Source organism: Methanosarcina sp. UBA289, from assembly GCA_002496565.1.
Lineage (GTDB): Archaea > Halobacteriota > Methanosarcinia > Methanosarcinales > Methanosarcinaceae > Methanosarcina.
This window is the reverse complement of the sequence record DAKJ01000017.1, coordinates 1-18,740: the sequence shown is the minus strand read 5'-3', so window position 1 is coordinate 18,740 and position 18,740 is coordinate 1. Positions and strand designations below refer to the sequence as shown.

The following is an 18,740-nucleotide window of genomic DNA, read 5'->3' as shown; positions in this document are numbered from 1 at the left end:
CATAAGAGCGCTTTTGGAGAAAGAAATACGTCGTCTTTTAGAATAGACTTTTTTGGTATAGCTTTTCCGATAGATATGTCAATGATTAGACAGGGACGATACGTAATATTTGAGAGTTTTATGGGACTTAATTCTAAAAATGATCCAAAACACAGAGATTCTAGAGTTATACATCTGAACTGATTTAAGGCCCACTCCCCACAATTATTCGTTTACTACCCGTTATCATCATTTTCAAGCACCAACTATACTATTAACTGGAGTTTGTTTCGAAAACGGAATGCTCCAGTAGGGCTTACATATTGGATATACAAGTCAACTACAATAAACACGTAGTTTAAAATTAAACTTTAAACATTTAGTGTTATTGCTAGTGATTTTTAAGTTCAACTACATAGGTCTTACTTTGATTATAAATGAAGTATCTATCTTAACTGAGAAGTTAAGTAATAATTCGGGAAGTAGGTATCAATTTGTTCACGATGCAAAGCCCCTTTCAAGGTTTGAATATTAATAAGAGGCATCTTTTGTAAGTGAACAAGTTACGTTAAATAAAACTATGAAAAAATAAAAATAAGTAACGAATTGAAAACAAAAACTTAGAGAGTTGATTTTTAGTGGGTAAAACAAACAACTTCTTAAATAAATTAGCATTTATTGCAATTGTTACAGTTGCCCTTGTCGTAGCGACCACCTCCGCAGAAAGGATCGGTGGTAAAAGTGAATCAATTGTTGATTGATCTACATTATTTTTTGGCTCATTAGTAGGTAGTAAAGTGTTTGACTTATATTTAGTACATTTGCCAATAAATCAACATACTGCCCAATAAATTTTGTTCTTAATTTATTTTCGAGTTATTTTTAATAGAGGAGGTTTTCATGAGAGCAATTATTTCATGTACTACACCTTTAAGTAACGAAGAAATAATAGCAATACTGAGCGATATAAATTGGGTCCCCAATACATGTGTGAATTCAGAAGAACTACCACAGTTAGAGAAAGATATAGCTGAGAGAAAAGAGGAAATTTTCATTAATATTCCTCTTGAAATAATAACGACACTCAAAGCTACAACCTTTGCTACAATCTATGATGGAGATACTAAAACTTGGGGTATTGTTACAAGAACAAACAAGTATAGAATAACGTTTAGATTGAAAAATCCGATATCAAGTAGACTTAAGAAAGCATGTGAATCACTTGTCAGTCAGCTTAGGTCAGATATACCCTACAAAACATTAAAAAATAAACTAAATAATGAAGCCGAAAATACACATGAAATTTTCAATGAATACAATAAGGTCTTATTTAAACTTTCCACACCCATTCAAATATTAGAAAAAGATACAGATCATGAGTCTTTCTATGGAGAAATATTGAATGAGAGTCTTATTAAAGCTACTATGGCTGATAAATCTAATCAAGCAATTATTGTATTAAGTTCAGGTTTAGTTACTTTATTATTATTTGTGGTTACTTCGCCATATTGCAGTTTTATTTTTTCAGGTAAATGGTTAATTCCTTTAGATTGGGCCGAATGGCTTGATGGTATTTTAGGAAGAGTAAGTACAGCTACTCTAGTTACTTTCTTTGTTGGATTATTAGAGCTTTATTTATATTGGGTTTACTTAACAAAAGTTGCTCCCATAAGATGGGTTACAGAATAATCCTAGCAATATATCAAATGTTTTGTAATTGACATTCATTAGGTACTGTCAAGTAGTACACAGCAAGGACGCTTGAAGTGCCTATAGATGAATTTGGGCCTTTAGCTCTGACCTCAAAAACACTTGCAAGCATAACAAGTATGTTGTACTGTATTTGCCGAGTCTGAGGCTATATTTCTTCGGGCAAGAGGTTTAAAAAAGAAGATATTGCAGCTGGACTCATACAAAGCATTGCCAGAAGAGTCTCTGTTATGGTCAGGCAAGTAGGGCTAAAACAAAACGTAGCCTTCATGGGCTGTGTGGCAAAAAACACAGGTGTTAAGAGGCACTAAAAAAACAAACAGAGATAATTTAAAACTCGGCTGGTGAAAATGAAAGATAATCTAGCTCAAGTCCACTTAAACCGCAAAAAAATGTATAAAGAAGTTTGATGCGAGAGGTGCGATTCGAACGCACGAACTCCTACGAGAATAGGCTCTGAACCTATCGCCTTTGGCCTGGCTGGGCAACCCTCGCATATTGAAGGGATAATTTTTTTGTCTGTTCATATATTTCTCTACTTTTTACTCTTTCGTTCTGGGTTACCTGTGACTTTTATTTAATCCTGTATGCGATATCTTAAGTATCATTCAGTTTTGAAAACAATAGGTATAAAGAATATTAGAGTATATACAGTATCAACAGGATAAAAATCATATGGGAGTCTTGAGAATAAATGAAAAATAAGCAAAAGTTGTATTCAATAGCTTTAGCTTCAGCAACTTTAATTTTTTTGTTTTCTGTTTTGATTTTATCCGTGGCGTCAGCGGAACAGGTGACGAGAATTGGTAATGGATCTGATCCTGCTGTTTATGGTAACAGGGTGGTGTGGACAGACAGCGGTGTTATTCATGTTTATGATTTAACCTCGAAAACAGACACTACAGTTAGCTCTTCTGCAGCATCTCATCCAGCTATTTACGATAACAAATTAGTTTGGCATGATGAAAGTAGTGGAGTGCCAAGACTTACGGTTTATGACATACCTTCAGGTGCTCGGTCTTACATTACAAAAGATATAGACAACCGCAGTGTTCCTGCCATTTACGGCAACAGAATTGTGTGGAGTGCAAAATACAATGAATCAAATCATGATTCCAATGTGTATATACGCGACATATCAACTTCCACACAGACTCAAATAGGTGACGGCAGCCGCCCTGATATTTATGATACCAAAGTGGTGTACCACTCTGATTCAGAAGATCCAGAAGTGGATATGAATATTAGAATGTATGACATCAATACAAAGAAAAAAATAACTGTCAATTCATCTGGAGATCCAGAAGACCCACACATCTGGGGTACAAAGATTATTTGGGCAGACTGGTATAATCTTATGGGATACATTGCGATGTATGACACATCGACAGGGAAAACAATAGATGTGACACATGAAGCTGACGTTGATGCAAATGGCAATCAGTACGGTGCAAGTACAGGAACACATATCGCGATACAAGGTGATAAAATTGTATATAATAAAATTAGTACTGACCCCGAAGGCTCAGCTGGCGTTTATGTGTATAACATCACTTCAGGAAAAAGCACTCTACTATATAATTATCCACCGGGAACGTACACAACACCGGATGTGTATGGTGACATAGTTGTTTGGGGCTTCGATACCAACTACGGCTATAGTACTAACAATATAGGAACCTATTTATGTAATCTCGAAACACAATCTGAAACACGGATTACATCACCTGAAAACGATACAGAAAATAAAGGATTACATATTCCGAGTACACCAAGTTTTGAGATATATTCCGGAATAGCCAGTCTTTTTGCAGTACTCCTGTATAAAAAGAAGTAAAAAAGCAAAATCCAAAGTTCGATGTAAAAAAGTTAGTGCGAGGGGTGGGATTCGAACCCACGAATACCTTCGTAATCAGATCTTAAGTCTGACGCCTTTGACCTAGCTGGGCAACCCTCGCACAATGATAAATATATTTTTATTTTTGCCTGTTCTTACATTTCTTTGCTTTTTATCCTTTTGGTTGGATTTACTTCCTGCTTTTTTTTAGTCCTGTATGTTGGATCTTAAGTCCGGCGCCTTTGACCTAGCTGGGCAACCCTCGCTCTTTAAAAAAACATTTTGTTTTGGACCGCAAAGATTGGTCATGCGGACATGCTTTAAATAAAGTTAAATTATTTAAAGTTTATTCTTTAAAATATGGAAATTACATTTCTTGGCACTGGAGTTGCGATCCCGCAGAAGAATAGGGTACAATCCGGAATGCTTGTAAGGCTGGAAGAAAAGCCATTGCTTATTGATTGCGGAAGCGGTGTATTGAGTCATTTTCCTGAGGCTGGGATTTCCCATACCGAAGTAGATACTGTATTGCTCTCACACCTTCACCTTGACCACGTAGCTGACCTGCATCCTCTCATCAAGGCAAACTGGCTCCGAGGGAGCACTAGTATGAAGATCTACGGGCCGGAAGGAACAGAAGAATGGTTTTTAAAAGTGCTTGAAGCATACGAATACCTTCAGGAAGAAGTTGATGTAGACGTTATTGAGCTCGTCCCAGGAAAAGAATTTACTCCCGAGGGATTCGACTGTGAGATCAGCTGCGCAGCAGCCACGCACAGTGTTACGGCACTGGCTTACCGCGTGACCGGAGAAGATGGAGAATTTGTTTACTCAGGAGATACCGAACCCTCCAGGGAAATAATGGACCTTGCAGCCGAGGCTGATCTCCTGATCCACGAGTGCTCGTTTCCTCCGAGCATGAAAGTCACAAACCATACCACCCCTAATTCACTTGCCGGCATCCTTAAAGAATACAATAACGAAATCGGAAGTATCTGCCTTACACATTTTTATCCGGAAATGCGGGGGCATGAAAGAGAAGCAGTGAACTACCTGCAAGGATATTTTGAAGAAGTGATTCTTGCTGAAGACCTGATGAAACTTGAATTATGATGTAGCGCAAAGTGGAATATGAGGTATAAAGCGAAGTTTGAAGCGTAAAATGATGAGAGCTACATGGCGAAATTCCGGCTGTAAAGTAGGGCTATAATGTTAAAATGAGAGGCAACCCGAACAATAGCAAACCATTCGGCAATCCTCAGACTTTACTCTTCGAACACTTTAAATCTTCATACTCATAAGTCCAATGCGTTTAATTTGTATACAGCTATTATATATGAAATTCCAGCTGTATGCATCTGTTATCTCGAAATACAAACTTTTATACCTTTATCACTGGTGATTATCATGGCAAGACTACTATCAGAAACGGATATCGGTATTCTGAAAACTGTTGCCCCGGAGTGCGAGGGATATCTCTGTTCAGGCTCAGGAATGGCCTATCGTTCCATACTTCCTCCTCTGGCAAACCACTATGCAAAAGATGCTCAGGATTTCCTGAGGAGAATAAAACTGCTATCCCGGTATGACCTTGAATATCTTGTCAGGCTTATCTTATCAGGAGAAGAAAGTCTCGGCTGCGTACCATTCGAATACATCGAGCTTTTTATTGGAAATGTCTCTGAAAGGCTGGGTGAAGAAATGGCGGCTCAGGTAAGAAAATCTTATGAGAACTCAGAATGTCCTGCTTAATGTAAATTAAACAATATAAAAATCGAAATGTACAGGGATAGTACAAGGAAAGGCTAGACTGTTTTATAATCGATATTATCATCTGTACATTATCATCTGTACACGTTTTATTGCTAAAAATTAGTTATACTCTTCCATATTTGTCTTCAAGTCTTTCAATATCATCTTCTCCAAGGTAGTCTCCCTGTGCAATCTCAATGAAAACGAGGTTTTCGCCGCCTATATTCTCAACTCGATGTATCTCATTTACCGGAAGATCGACCGAGTCCCCTGGGAGAACCCTGATTTCACTCCCGTTTTTAGTTACAAGCCCTTCCCCACTGATTATATACCAGTGCTCGCTTCTATGAGAATGGCGCTGGAGGGATATTTCACCCTGCGGGAGAATAGTAAGGGTTTTGACTTTATATCCTGGCTTCTGCATAAGAACTTCATAAAAACCCCAGGGCCTTTCTTCTTCCCGTTTGCACTTTTTGAGGATAGTTTCATACACTTTAATATAATCATCTACCATCCTGTCAACCGAAAAACGTTTTTTCACGCTTTCCCGGCAGGTTTTGCGGGATATGGAACCAAGTTTTTGTACAGCTTCAACAGCTTCCTCAACACTATTGACCAGAAATCCGGTCTCTTTATCCCGAATAAGCTCAGGCATTGAGCCTCTGTTCATTGCAATTACCGGTGTACCGCTGGCCATAGCTTCAACTACGCCAATCCCAAAAGCCTCATCATAATTAATCATATGTAGCAAAGCATAAGCATTTGACAGGAGTTCTTTCTTAAACTCAGGATCAACATGCCCCTCATAAATAATCTGTTCATTGTCCAGATAGGGCTGTACTTCCTTTTCAAAATAAGCTTGGTCAGCAATGAAACCGGCTATTCTAAGTTTTCTGCCGGTCTTTTTTGCGACTTCGATTGCTTCCCTTACTCCCTTGTCTTTATGCAGGCGTGATAAAAAGAGAAGATAATCCTGCGGTTTTTCATTGAAATGGAAGCTTTCTATGTCAATTCCATGCCGAATCGTTGCTATATAGTCTAGATCGCGGCACCGGTAGGCGTCACTTATGGATACGTAGAAAGTTCTATTATTGTACTTTTTGTACACAGGCAAAATCTTCCTTGAGGAAATACCATGGATTGTTGTTACAACAGGCGTATCGACAAGCGCGCTGTAGGTAAGAGGAAGATAATCGAAATGATTATGGATTATATCGAATTCATTTGCTCTCTCGAAAACTTCTGATATATGCAGACCTTCATACACCTTTCTGATCATATCTTTATCTTCTTCATAGGGTCTCGGACACACGGCATGAAGTTTCGCTGCAGTATGAGAATCGGCTGTCGCAAATAAAGTAACATCAATACCCCGTTTTACCAGTCCTTCTGTTAACAAAGATACTATGGACTCCCAGGGACCATATTTTTTAGGCGGCGTGCTCCAGGCAATCGGAGACAACATTGCAATTCTTATACTAATACCCCCAAAATCACTCCCATCCCCAAACTGAATTTTTAATTCTCAATTTTAATTTAAACTCTTAATTTTATTGCTTCATTTCAATTTAAAATACCCTCTTTTCGGGTCCGTGGAACTTTCTATATCCTCTTCAAACCATCTACAATACTCATCAGGGCACTGTTTCTCAGGACACTCATGAATATACTTCAGAACATCCCGCACTTTTGCGGTAGCCAACGATACCGATGTATCCGCACTCCCGTAGTAAATACGAAGCTCATCGCCTACAAGGACCCACCCACAGGGAAAAACAACGTCATTGACATCTCCACTGCGTTCATACATTTCACGTGGTCCAAAAATCCAGCCTTCCGACCTATGAAGCACTTTTGTAGGATCATCGGGATCAAGAAGGGCAAGTCCTAGTCTGTAACTTGCCTTAGCCGTTGTCTGGCGTACCCCGTGGTACATAATTAACCATCCGTCAGATACACGGATTGGTTGGGGGGATAAGCCTATTTTGTTTGCGTCCCACCATCCACCTTCTCTTGCATACAGAAGGACTTCATGTTCTCCCCAGTATTTCATATCCGGAGAAAAGGAAATCCAGATATTTGCCTTTGCTCCGCTTATTAAAGATACAGGCCTGTGTAACATTGCCCATCTGCCGTTAAACCTTACAGGAAAAACCGCAGCGTCCTTGTTTTCAGGGGGCATGGTAGCTCCAATTCTATCAAAATTACGAAAGTCCTCTGTAAAGGCAAGTGCAGTTAAGGGGCCCGAGTCCGAAAAAGCCGTATATGCCACAGCCCACTTTCTCATCTCATCGATATATGTTATTCGTGGGTCTTCTATACCGTATATTTCTTCAGGGTAGTTTACAGGGTCCGGAGCAAAGGTTGGTTCAGGATCAATTTCCCAGTCATCAACCCCATTTTTACTTCTTGCTATTGTAAAGTGAGAAAAACCCCTGTGATCTTCAACCCTGACCATCAATAGGGTTATATCGTCAACTATAGCAGCTGCAGGGTTAAACACCGAGTGAGCCCGATAAGGCCAATCGTCAACAGTTAATATAGGATTCCTATTGTATCTTACGAATAGCTCCCCATGGTCTTTCCAGATCATGTTTCCCTCACTCCATATGATTTACTGACAAAAGGCTCTTTCTTTTCTGCAGAGTTTCGTTATTGACTTCGTTGCTGGATTGCAGTATTGTACTGGAAGCATTATTAAAGTGTTTATTTAAAGAGCTCAAAGCCATAAGGAAACAAATAACAGATTCTGCACCCTGGTTATAATTCATACCATCACAGTTGAGCCCGTCACAGACGGCACCTGTGGAATAGTCATACATAACAGTTTTCAAACGATTTCTTCCCAGGAAATATTCAAAGGAATATCTTGCAAGTTCCAGATACTTTTTCTCACGCAATATTTCATAAGCCGAAACATAAGCCTGAGTCAGGTAACCTGCTTCGATAGGCTGCTGGTCAAAAATCGGCTTTTTCCCGCTATAAGAGTACCAGCCTTGGTTTCCAACAATGTCAAAAAAATCGCCTTTCCACTGAATCTCAGTAAGAAAGTCCATGGTAGCAAGTCCCACATTCCGGTAGGTTCGGTCTTTGGTATAATTATATGCCAATAAAAGAGATTCACTCAGTTTTGCATTACTATAGGTTACCGTAGGTTCGAACCAGTCCCAGTCTTCTTTGTGATTAGCCTCATATAAGTCAACCAAAGAATTCGCGTGGTTGATAAATATGGATTCAAAGGTGTCTTTACTTACAAGAGAGTCTACGGATTTGATGGCATCCCTGCGAGAGTTGAAGACCGACTCGAATTCGTCGGCATCCACACCTGCTCTGAGCATTTCGTACAAACCACAAATAGTATAGGCTTTTGCCCTCGGATAATTAAGCTTCTCCATTTCAGGCCTGGTTTTACTCATAAGAGTATGGGCAAGCGTACGTATATTTTTTGAAAGGTAAGGGCAGCTTACCACATGCCCAAGCCCGTATATGGCACGTCCGAGAGTATCTTCACTTCCCTTCTCATCCAAAAATTCTCGTTTATAACTCATGAAGTTATGGAAGTGTCCTGTGTCGGTCTGAGCATGTTCAAGAAAGCTCATATATGTAGTAATTAACTTCCATAACTCCTCGGCTTTTTTCTGGCTATCTATCAACTGTGTCAGTGCAACAAGCGCACGGCCTACGTCATCAGTACTATACCCATGATGACGAGCCGGTACACCAAGATTGGTATGCTGAATAATGCCCACGTCGTCGGTCAATAATTTAAGGTAATCAAGTTTTACTTCAGGCAGCTGGTTTGGAAGGAAATTAAACTTGTTCGAAGTGGAATAGGTGCCGTAGTTCTTTAAAGCCTTGATGAAAACCGTATTATATTGCTTACCTACATTTTTCCAAGTCATTTTTCGACCAAAATCATATGCTTTTTTGCGCATATTATCACACTCTTCTGGATTTTCTATTAAATGCAAAAGAGATTTTCTAAAGCCTTCCGTGTCTCCGAAATCTACAAGCAACCCTCGGTTATCGGAAAGCATTTCCTGGGCATACCAATATGGGGTGGAAACTATCGCTTTTCCCATGCCAATCGCATAGGTCAGAGCGCCGCTTACTATCTGCTCTTTGGAGAGGTAAGGTGATACGTAAATATCACTGGCGAGGATATAATTGCAGAGTTCTTCTTTCTCAACAAACTTGTCGTGGAACACTACATTTTTCTCAAGTCCGAGTTCTGAGACCTTATTCTGGAGATATTGTCTGTATGTTTCTCCAAAGTTCTTTTTAATTATAGGATGTGTAGCACCCAGTATGAGATAAACGAGGTCAGGATACTGGCTTACGACTTCAGGAAGAGCCTCAAGCATACTTTCGATACCCTTATTCTGGCTCAGAAGGCCAAAAGTAAGAACAAGAGGGGCTCCCTTTAAATTCAATTTCTTTTTATATTTATCACAATTGTTAAAAGGGTAGTCAGGTACTCCATGAAAGATTAATTCTATTTTGTCATCAGGAGCTTTATATACATTTTTTAGCATCTCAACTGCAGTTTGGCTCATTACAATCAGCTTTTGGGAATACCTGATGAGTTTTTCGATGGCTATCCTGTACTCAGGTTCAGGTTCCCGGATTACAGTATGCATTGTGCTTATTACAGGCTTGTTGATTCCTGAAATAAGAGAAAAAATATAGTCTCCTGCGTTTCCCCAGAAAAGCCCGAATTCGTGCTGCAGGCATACGATATCAATATCAGATTGATTTATATAATCCGCAGCCCGGTAATAATCCTCGATCCTATCCCTCTGTATTTGAAAAACGACTTCTTCGGGATAATTATAGGTCTCAGAAGGATCGTTCAAAGCAATTACTTCACAATGGACATTGTTATTTTCTCCAGAAACTGAATTTAATAGATCGGATGTGAATGTGGCAATCCCACATTCTTTTGGAACATAGGTTCCTATAAATAACACTTTCAGTTGCTTATTCAATTAATATCCCCCCAAACTCAAAGTAACTCAGTAGCGTTTTCGATCTTACGATATAGTTATTTGGTTACATAAGTTCATTCCCCATAACAATAGATAGTTTATATGTAAATTTATATGACACATATCGAAAAGGATTATTTCGATCTGGTAATACAGCTATATATTTACTCTTACATATTCTTCTTATAATGAAAAATATATGGCTGAGAACTTGTGGAATATAGTTATCTGTCAGCCGTAGATTAATATCCAAGTGGTTACTAAATAGCGATAAATTTATAATACCCACCCAATCACTCACTTTGCTAAACTTCAGCAAAATGGTAATAAAATATTGATTAGATCTAATAATTGTATTCAATGCTATTTAATATTATTTATAAATATAATTGTGTGTGTTAATGGAACAAGTTAAAACAATATTAAGGACAGACAACTCCCTAGAAGCTGTGAAGGTTTTTCTATCACTTGCCTTTTCCAAATCATCACTTATTTTAACTTTGAATCTTAGCTTGTATTCACTGCTTCTTCTTTCATAGTCTTTTTATGACAATAAACATCAAATTTTTTGATATGTATTGCTTTTTTACTCATATTTGCTTTATCAAAATCTGATATATTTAAGTATTAATAGTGAAATATAAAATAAAAGCTATGGGATGGTTTTGAGTATTTTGAATAGTAAACCCTTATTTTTAAATTATGGAGTACTGAAAGTTTAATTAGGAAAGACTTTTCAAGAAAGTCTTTCTTAAAGCTTCATGCTTATTATGGCTTTTATTATATATTATTAGATATTATGCAGAGTATAACAAGGAATAAAAACATGGGACTTGGAAAAATTAATTCATAATGCAGGTGATTGTTTGAAAGCCGTCAGAATCCTTATCTGGCAGGACGATGGAAGTTTCTACAAATCGATACTATGTATGCTGTTATCCTTTACAATATGTGTCGGCCTGATTATCTCAAAAATTCTCGATGTTTGTGCCTTCCCTGAGTTTATGGATCGTTTGTGGCAAATTGTTAAGCTTGATACACGGAGTCTTACCATAATAGAAGAACAGGAAGCTCGAAGCATATTTGGAAACAGAATCAATTACCGGAAGGTGCGTATCGACGAAACTTCACTAACTGCCTTGATGAGAGCGAAGCTAAAAGGGTATTCAGGCATGGGAACTACAACCTTCCATACAATTAATTTCAGTAGAAAACTTAACACGGCTGCAGGCAACCCGGATATGAAATGGCTTATACACGAATTAGCTCATGTCGCTCAGATGGAACACGTAGGTTCGCAATATCTTGTTGAAGCGTTTCATGCGCAGGTAGGTGAAGGATATGCCTACAGGCTTGGGACAAAAAAGCATTTTCAGGAGTATAATCGCGAGCAACAAGCCTGTATTGTTGCAGATTATTATATTGCACGTTGCTCAGGTGGCTCAACTGCAGCTTTTGAGCCTTATATTGCAGAACTAATAGCCGGAAAGTTATAAACTCTAAAATAATTACTAAATAGCCTTTACTTATTTTACTCTACCTAATTCATTTTCAAACTTAATACATAAGTGTTTTTATTTGCTAATAATAACACTTAAATAAAAATTAAATATTCGATGTCGCCAAAAATTATTATAATAGTACATACTTAATTTGATAGGAAACATGGTTTTGAATCTTGTTCAATACATCACTCAAGACAACCCTAAGACAGCCGACTGTTGTAGTAAAACCGAATAACTGTTGAGCGTGTAATCAAACTTGGAATTTAAATACGAGAGATAAGAGTGGTTAAAGTTTCATACCAGGCAATATTGGGACTATTACACTACTACACTTGTAAAATTAAACACTTGTAAAATTAAATATAGTCTCTCTTTTTGGAGGTATTAAAAGTTCCTAACAAATGGCAGATCGAAATGGAAGCGATACCTATCTTGGGTGGTATAGAAGACGAAATAGATAAAGGGCTGACTAATCTCATAAAGAGGCAACGTTGGTGGAAAACCAGCCAATAGATTAAAATAAAGTATACAATGGAGAAAGCATGCAAGCAGAGGAAAGCAGAACCTGTAAGTGCATTTTACGAGCAGGGCAGAGTTCATCATTATGGAACGTTTCCTAAGCTGGAAGATCAGATGTGTTTGATTCCAGGAAATCAAAAGTCACCTGACAGAATAGATGCTCTTGTCTGTGCCCTGTCAATGCTAATTTTAACTGCATATACTGGGCAGCATGCCTATTTTTTTGTAAAATCACAAATCTCAAAAAGTTATTGAATAGAAAATTCTCTATCGGAAGATTAATTTTTCTCCATAGTACTCAAAAACTTGACTTCAAATTTACAGCAAATTCTAGACACTGCCATATGCTAGCAGTGACTTTGAAATGCCTGTTGATACCTCGGCCTATGATGAAATTGGATACTCCATAAATAATGAATAAAATTTACATCTATGTACATCTACGAAGTAAAATAGGAAGTTTCAGCTTTATTCTTTACTCCGGACTACGAGAACTGGGACTTTTGATTGTCTTACTACTTTTTCTGCAACGCTTCCCATTAGAAACCTATCGAGTCCAGTTTTTCCGAGTGTGCCCATTACTATTAGGTCAATATCATTATTCTCGGCGAAATCAATAATCTCATTACTTGGGCGCCCTTCTAAAAGGATCTCTCTTACCTCTACACCTGAGGCCTCTCCGCATTTTTTAACTTTAGAAATCGCTTTCAGTCCATCCTCTCTCAGGATCTCGTTCATTGTTCCCTTTCCTGCGGTCCAGCTTTGAGTAACGGAAAATGTATCTACGACGTGAAGAGCATGAACCGTGGCTCCGCTGAGTTTTGCAAGCTTAATACCGTGAGAAATGGCCTTCTGTGTATTCTCGGATCCGTCTGTTGCAATCACTATACTTCGGAAAAAATCGCTGGTCATATGTTGTTCTCCATTTGCTTCATGTATAAAGTATCGATTGACAGAAATAGTTCAATTATTCCCAAAAAATGTATAGCCTTTTTAAAAGGCTATTTTCATATTTCTTTAGAGGTATTGTTGTAACTCAAACAGCAGTTTTTTTACTTGTTGCTATTCACTGTGACTGTGCCGGAGCTCAATGTGTGATTCATTGCTATTTGTCGTTTGCGCACAGTATTACTTATATGAGTTACAGTTTGAGCTGTATTATCTCCAGTAGTATTTTCTGTTATATTTTCGGTTGTTACTGTAGGTGTTGCAGGTGTAGGTGTTTCTGCAGAAGTTTCTGCTGATGCAGGTGTTTCTTCAGATGTTACTGCAGGTGTAGGCGCTACTTGTCCTGAAGCGTTCTGAGCTTGATTTTCTGCTGTGTTTGTCTTTTCAGCACAGCCGGCTGCAGAAACAACAGCAGCAATAACAAGAAGCATTGCTATGATTTTCAAATTTTTTTCCATTTCAACTACCTTTTATATTTTCTTCCTTTTTTAGATTGTAGGACTTACGCAATTGAACTGAAAAATCAACAGCATTAGACTGTTAACTGTCTTAGACCGTTAACTGTCTGAAATGTGACTTTAATCAACAGTGATTGCCGTACTTGATTTTGTTTCCCAAGTGCATAAGCCCCATATTGATTTCTATAAACTTGTGAGATTTTTGCATAATATTTATTTGTGATTAGCTTTTTTTAGCTCTTCAATCTCAGTCCTGTTTCTTCTTTCTTAACATAATAAAGCAGGCAGCAAGAGCCACAAATGAAATACCTGCTCCAAGTTCAAATCCTGGAAGTTCACTTTTTGAAGCCAGGACTTGAGTGTTGATTTTGACACTGTCAGATACCTGATTATGCCCTTCCGTATCCTCATAGAGAATTTCACTGTCTAAAGAATAGGGTTTCGGCGTGGCAGTACTGTCTACAGACATGTCAAAAGCTGCAACTGCACTATCTCCAGGTTTCAAGGTGCCGAGGAATGCCTGATCATCGGTTGTGCTGAATGGGTCGCTGGCACTTACTCTTACAGTTGCATCCTTTGCAGGTTCTTCACCTGTGTTTTTGTAAGTTACGTAGAGCATTCCCCCTTCATCGGGGTACAGATCACCTGTTACATTTGTGACCTCAAAGTAAGGTTCTTTTTTGACCGTGACCATTATTGTCTGGTTCTGCGTTTTATTCTCATACCAAATACCTACACCCTGGTTAGTTACAAGGCCTGTAGTAGCATCATATTCATCTCCGCTAACCTGAGTATTACTCTGATATTTATATGAAAGATTCAGGTTCAAAGGGTATATACCTGCAGGGGCGTTTTTACTAATTTTGAGAGTGAATTGTGTTGGAGATTGGCTTTGTTTTCCTTGCTGAAGGGTGCCCGCTTCCTGAGGACCTGATTTTACCTTTATATTCGGGTTGTCGGATGTAAGAGTTGCAAGAATACCAACAGCTGTCACAGCCTGGGATTCATATTTCATTTCCGCCTGCTGGAGCACTGTATTAACTTGAGTGTCAGCATCTTTTTCTGATTTAAAGCCCTCAACTACTCCTTTGTTCATAAGTCCTACATTCAGGGTAACAGTATCTCCTCTGGAATACTCATTATCTCCAATTGGAGTTGCTTCTAAACTTGGCCCTCCGTACACGGTATAAAAATTATCACCGAAATCGAAATTTTTGGGTAACTCTGCCTGTACAGGCATTGTTGCAAGCAATAACATAAGAAGAGTTGCAATAGCAGAGATACTTTTTATTTTAATCATTCTCATCACCTGACTCATTTTTGCTGTAATTTTTTCTGTTCCGGAGCACCGTTATAATCTGGTAAATAAAGACAAGAGCTAGTAATAAACCAATTATCATAGTTGTGCTGAATCTGGATTCTGATTTTTCAATTGGAATATTCAATTTTATGTTATCGGAAAACTTGGTTTTCCCGTCATCGTCAATGTACTTCACTTCACTGTCAACACTGTAATTCTTCACCACTGCGCCGGATTCAGCCGCAATATTGAATGAAGCTGTCTGGCTTTCTCCAGGGCCAATTGTCCCGAGCCTGACAGTTGACTTGCTGGTGCTAAGGGGTTTCATGACAACAATCTTGGCCTGAGCATCTTCGGCTGAAGTCTCTCCACGATTTGTATAAGTAACATTAATCAAACCTGTTGAACCCTGCTTCAGACTGCCCGAGATCTTACTTACTTCAAACCTCGGCTCTTTTTTAATGGACATGTGAAGAGGAAGGGTAACTTCTTTTGTAACATATTGCTGTGTGAATGCTACAGAATCAGAGATTAGTCCGATATCTACAGCATTTGGAGTAATCGTTCTGACATTGTTCTGGTATTGATAAGTTACCGGAAGCTTGAGTTCATACTCTCCTTCAGGGGTGTTGTCATCAATGCGTATTGTAAACTTGATAGGCTGTATATACCCAGTTTTAAGTTCATCTACTATCTGGGGAGTTGTTGTGGGTTCGATATGGATGTAATCAGATTCCGAGATCAGGTTTGCTTTTATGCCTTTGGCTGTTGTGCAGTTCTTTTCTGCACTCATCTCGGCCTGAGCAATTAATTCTTCTTTGGAATCAGGGATAAGGTTCTGATTTACATTCAGCCGCTTCATGCCCTCAACCATACCTTTGTTTACAAGCATTACCTGAATATCTGCAATCTCTCCCCTCTCTAATTCTGGATCTCCTCTCACAGAGGCTTCAATGGTTGGTTCTCCATAGCTTCTATAATAGTCCACGGAGTACCCATTGCCCGGAATCAGGAAATCTCCTATATCGGCACTTCCAAGAGCCGGAGACACAGTAGTTATTGAGAGGACTGAAAGGAGAACTGCAATTGAAACAAATGTTGTTACTAATTTCTTTGGTCTGTAACTATTGGGTTTATTCATTAGAGCTCAGCCCCCTGAATCTTATTTGCTTTTCCATCTAACACCCGTGTTCCTCTTTTCTTTTCCCTCCATGAGTCCAGTACTATAATTAGGGGCGGGAATACTGTGAAGGTTGAAACCATGACAAGCACAATGTCGATAACTGTCACAAGCCCAAAGTCACTAATAATAGGAAACGGAGATGCGATCAAAGCTGCAAACCCGAAAACAACCGTGGCTCCCGAGGCAAGAAGGGCAGCCCCAGTACTTTCAGCTGTCTTATGTATAGCTTCAAGAGGACTGGCCCCTTCACCTTTTTCTTCAAAGTATCTTTCCATCATGAGGATTGAGTATTCACATCCAATTCCAAGAATCAGTGCTCCCAGGGTAGCAGTCATGGGAGTGTAGTCAAGTTTCATATAAGTCATAACTAGGCCTGACCAGCCAGTTACCATAAACATTGGGATAATCGGAACAAGGGCTTTGACCCAGTCCCTGTATACTACTATTAGACCACTCAATATCAGGATAAGCCCAATGTAGGTCATTGCGACTCTTCCGCTTGTAAGAGCGCTTATAACCTCAATCATGACAACTGAGCTTCCAGTGATAGTTATTGCAGTAGCAGGAGGAGGCTGCATCCACTTAATATCCTGTTCTACGTTATTTTTTAAATCTTGAACACCAACGGCCTTTATGTCTCTCTCAGCATTTCCAATATTGAAATTTAGGAGAAGCATGTTGTTGCCGTAAAGATATTTTGATTTCTCAGACTCCGGAATTTTTTCATAGATAGTCTCAATCTCGTCGCTACTATCAGGAATTGTGCCACCATTGTATTGTTTTACAAGAGTTACAATACTTGAAGCACTGTATATGTGGTCTCTTTGGATCTCATGTTCGCTGAACTTGTCTATCCATCTTAGAATATTAGGATCAGCATTATCGTGAATTTTTATAATGAGATTAAGTTCATCGGTTCCACCTATGTAATTCTTCAGATGGTACAGATTTACAAGAGAAGGCATGTTCTGGGGAACAAAACTATAAACATCAGTTTGGATGCCAACTGACTCATCAGCATGGAGACCTACGACGCAAAGTAGAAGTGCAATTCCGATAACGATTAGGTTATACTTTATTGTAATATCTACAAGCTTTCTGATAGAATCTCCTATTAATCGACCTTTTGGCTTCTTGGAAGATATTTTCTCTTCATTTGTTATTTTTTCTGCATTTGTTTTTTGAGGTATTAATTTCCCTTTAAATTTCTTTAGTATCCCTTTTTCTGATATGTCATCAAAGAGAGAAACAGTTATCACACCGACAAAGAGACCTGAAAGGTAGCACATTAGTACGCCAATCAGGAGAAGTTTTCCAAAATCCTGAATCATTGGAACTGTAGATGTAAACAAGGAAATAAAACCAAGACAAGTCATGAAAAGGGCTGTGAGTACAGCGGGCCCTGTTTGTTTTATCGTTCTTACAATAGCATTAGATTTATTTCCTTCTTTGTGCAGTTCTTCCTCAATCCTGTTATGGAACTGAATTGCATAATCTATGCCAAGCCCTATTAATACCGGAAAGGCTGCCATTGAAACCATGGTAAGTGGAATTCCCAGAAAGCCCATGGTGCCGAAAGTATATAATACGCCTAATAAAACGACGGGTAAAGGTAACCATCTCCAGCGAACATGCCCGAAAACAATCATTAGCACAATGAGCATAAAAACGCAAGCAAGCGCAAGTAAGGGTGCCATACTTGAACCCACCGCATCGTTCATCTGGATTTTAAAGGCAGGATCGCCTGTTACTTTGAGCTTGTATGAAGGCGGAAAATCAGAAAGTTCGACAGCTTCTTGCGTAGCCAACATAAGCTCTTTTCTTTTGTCTTCCGTTGTGGATCCATTAAACTGTACAAAAACCGCCGTGTGGTAATTGTCAGGGATCAATTTTCCGAATATGCTGGGGTTTCCGTCAACAATCGCCCTGATATCCTTCTCGTTATCCGGAATAGTGGACCTGCCTGTCATTTTATAGTTTATTTGCTTAATGACAGATGCAGGACTTATGATCTCTTTAACCCCGTTAACAGGCTGAAGCTGTTTGTCAAGCCGATCAATAGCTTGCATTACCTCTACTGTCCTTACGTCATTTCCTTCCACCACCACTACAATAGATTCCGTTTGAAATAAGTTTTTGTAAAGGTGATCATAGTCCTTATACACCTGGGTATCTTTGCTGACAAAGGTATCTGTCCCAGATTTCATGTAGATCATCTGTGCACCTTGGACTGATAACAAGATCAGAAGGAAAAAGACCACAAGTATGGTTATGCGATTATTCTGGATAAATACTCCAAGTTTTTCAAAAAAATTCTTAATGGCAAATTTCCCCCATTAATTTTTTAAACTGTAGTTGCAAAATACTTAAGAAATTTATTAATAGATTCTTACTTTTAATCATTTTTAAAGCCCAGCAAATCTTGGAACTCGGAACTACAGCAGTTTTACTATTTTCTCTTGCTGGTACCTGCTTTAAAACGACAAGAGGTGAGTAGATAACAATTTTATCTATGGTGTGACCCAATTTTGTTAGGTTTTCTTTAAGCTTAAGGAGCATTT

16 protein-coding genes and 2 tRNA genes are annotated in these 18,740 nt (G+C 38.7%); 7 read left to right on the top strand and 11 right to left on the bottom strand.

Features of this window, described 5'->3' with window-relative positions:
• Window positions 1–617: 617 nt before the first annotated feature.
• Window positions 618–740 (top strand): hypothetical protein, encoded by a 123-nt coding sequence (locus tag BP549_RS06365; RefSeq protein WP_292379151.1) that lies wholly within the window; start codon window positions 618–620, stop codon window positions 738–740.
• 139 nt (window positions 741–879) lie between these two features.
• Window positions 880–1,668, top strand: coding sequence for a hypothetical protein (locus tag BP549_RS06360; protein ID WP_292379149.1), 789 nt, complete (start codon window positions 880–882; stop codon window positions 1,666–1,668).
• A gap of 431 nt (window positions 1,669–2,099) precedes the next feature.
• On the opposite strand, the gene BP549_RS06355 is transcribed toward BP549_RS06360, so the two are convergent.
• Window positions 2,100–2,184: transfer RNA gene (locus BP549_RS06355), tRNA-Leu, on the bottom strand.
• A 481-nt stretch (window positions 2,185–2,665) separates the two neighbouring features.
• Here BP549_RS06355 and BP549_RS06350 point away from each other — a divergent pair.
• Entirely contained in the window at window positions 2,666–3,526 is an 861-nt protein-coding gene (locus tag BP549_RS06350; RefSeq protein WP_292379147.1) for a hypothetical protein, read from the top strand.
• A gap of 36 nt (window positions 3,527–3,562) precedes the next feature.
• On the opposite strand, the gene BP549_RS06345 is transcribed toward BP549_RS06350, so the two are convergent.
• Window positions 3,563–3,647 (bottom strand) — tRNA-Leu (locus tag BP549_RS06345).
• Between the two features lie 239 nt (window positions 3,648–3,886).
• On the opposite strand from BP549_RS06345, the gene BP549_RS06340 reads away from it, so the two are divergent.
• The gene (locus tag BP549_RS06340; protein WP_292379144.1) at window positions 3,887–4,639 is read left to right on the top strand and encodes an MBL fold metallo-hydrolase; all 753 of its coding nucleotides are present in this window, start codon (window positions 3,887–3,889) and stop codon (window positions 4,637–4,639) included.
• Between the two features lie 294 nt (window positions 4,640–4,933).
• Window positions 4,934–5,278, top strand: a complete 345-nt coding sequence (locus tag BP549_RS06335) for a hypothetical protein (protein WP_292374280.1) — start codon at window positions 4,934–4,936, stop codon at window positions 5,276–5,278.
• 124 nt (window positions 5,279–5,402) lie between these two features.
• Here BP549_RS06335 and BP549_RS06330 read toward each other — a convergent pair whose 3' ends face one another.
• From BP549_RS06330 to BP549_RS06320, 3 genes are all read right to left on the bottom strand, one after another.
• Window positions 5,403–6,743 (bottom strand): glycosyltransferase, encoded by a 1,341-nt coding sequence (locus BP549_RS06330; protein ID WP_292379143.1) that lies wholly within the window; start codon window positions 6,741–6,743, stop codon window positions 5,403–5,405.
• A gap of 93 nt (window positions 6,744–6,836) precedes the next feature.
• A complete protein-coding gene (locus BP549_RS06325) occupies window positions 6,837–7,871 on the bottom strand; it encodes a glycosidase (protein WP_292374277.1) in 1,035 nt (344 codons plus the stop codon).
• Window positions 7,872–7,878: 7 nt separating this feature from the next.
• Window positions 7,879–10,266 (bottom strand): glycosyltransferase family 4 protein, encoded by a 2,388-nt coding sequence (locus BP549_RS06320; protein WP_292379140.1) that lies wholly within the window; start codon window positions 10,264–10,266, stop codon window positions 7,879–7,881.
• Window positions 10,267–11,132: 866 nt separating this feature from the next.
• Between BP549_RS06320 and BP549_RS06315 the strand changes: the two genes are divergently transcribed.
• Together BP549_RS06315 and BP549_RS06310 are read left to right on the top strand one after the other, a co-directional pair.
• A complete protein-coding gene (locus tag BP549_RS06315; protein ID WP_292379137.1) occupies window positions 11,133–11,762 on the top strand; it encodes a hypothetical protein in 630 nt (209 codons plus the stop codon).
• A 540-nt stretch (window positions 11,763–12,302) separates the two neighbouring features.
• Window positions 12,303–12,545: a hypothetical protein gene (locus tag BP549_RS06310; protein WP_292379134.1), complete on the top strand. Its 243-nt coding sequence runs from the start codon at window positions 12,303–12,305 to the stop codon at window positions 12,543–12,545.
• 213 nt (window positions 12,546–12,758) lie between these two features.
• Here the strand turns inward: BP549_RS06310 and BP549_RS06305 are convergent, their stop codons facing one another.
• The 6 genes from BP549_RS06305 to BP549_RS06280 all read right to left on the bottom strand — a co-directional run.
• Window positions 12,759–13,202 (bottom strand): universal stress protein, encoded by a 444-nt coding sequence (locus BP549_RS06305; RefSeq protein ID WP_292379132.1) that lies wholly within the window; start codon window positions 13,200–13,202, stop codon window positions 12,759–12,761.
• A 140-nt stretch (window positions 13,203–13,342) separates the two neighbouring features.
• Complete coding sequence (locus tag BP549_RS06300) at window positions 13,343–13,684, bottom strand: hypothetical protein (RefSeq protein ID WP_292379129.1); 342 nt, start codon at window positions 13,682–13,684, stop codon at window positions 13,343–13,345.
• A 259-nt stretch (window positions 13,685–13,943) separates the two neighbouring features.
• Entirely contained in the window at window positions 13,944–15,002 is a 1,059-nt protein-coding gene (locus tag BP549_RS06295; RefSeq protein ID WP_349682345.1) for a hypothetical protein, read from the bottom strand.
• Complete coding sequence (locus tag BP549_RS06290) at window positions 14,989–16,137, bottom strand: COG1361 S-layer family protein (RefSeq protein WP_292379128.1); 1,149 nt, start codon at window positions 16,135–16,137, stop codon at window positions 14,989–14,991. The genes BP549_RS06295 and BP549_RS06290 overlap by 14 nt, the downstream gene beginning before the upstream one ends.
• On the bottom strand, window positions 16,137–18,452 hold the full coding sequence (locus BP549_RS06285) for an RND family transporter (RefSeq protein ID WP_349682358.1): 2,316 nt from the start codon (window positions 18,450–18,452) through the stop codon (window positions 16,137–16,139). Before BP549_RS06285 ends, BP549_RS06290 begins: the two co-directional genes overlap by 1 nt.
• A 43-nt stretch (window positions 18,453–18,495) precedes the next feature.
• Window positions 18,496–18,740, bottom strand: a 245-nt coding sequence (locus BP549_RS06280) for a hypothetical protein (protein WP_394339068.1), incomplete at its 5' end; no start/stop codon positions are given.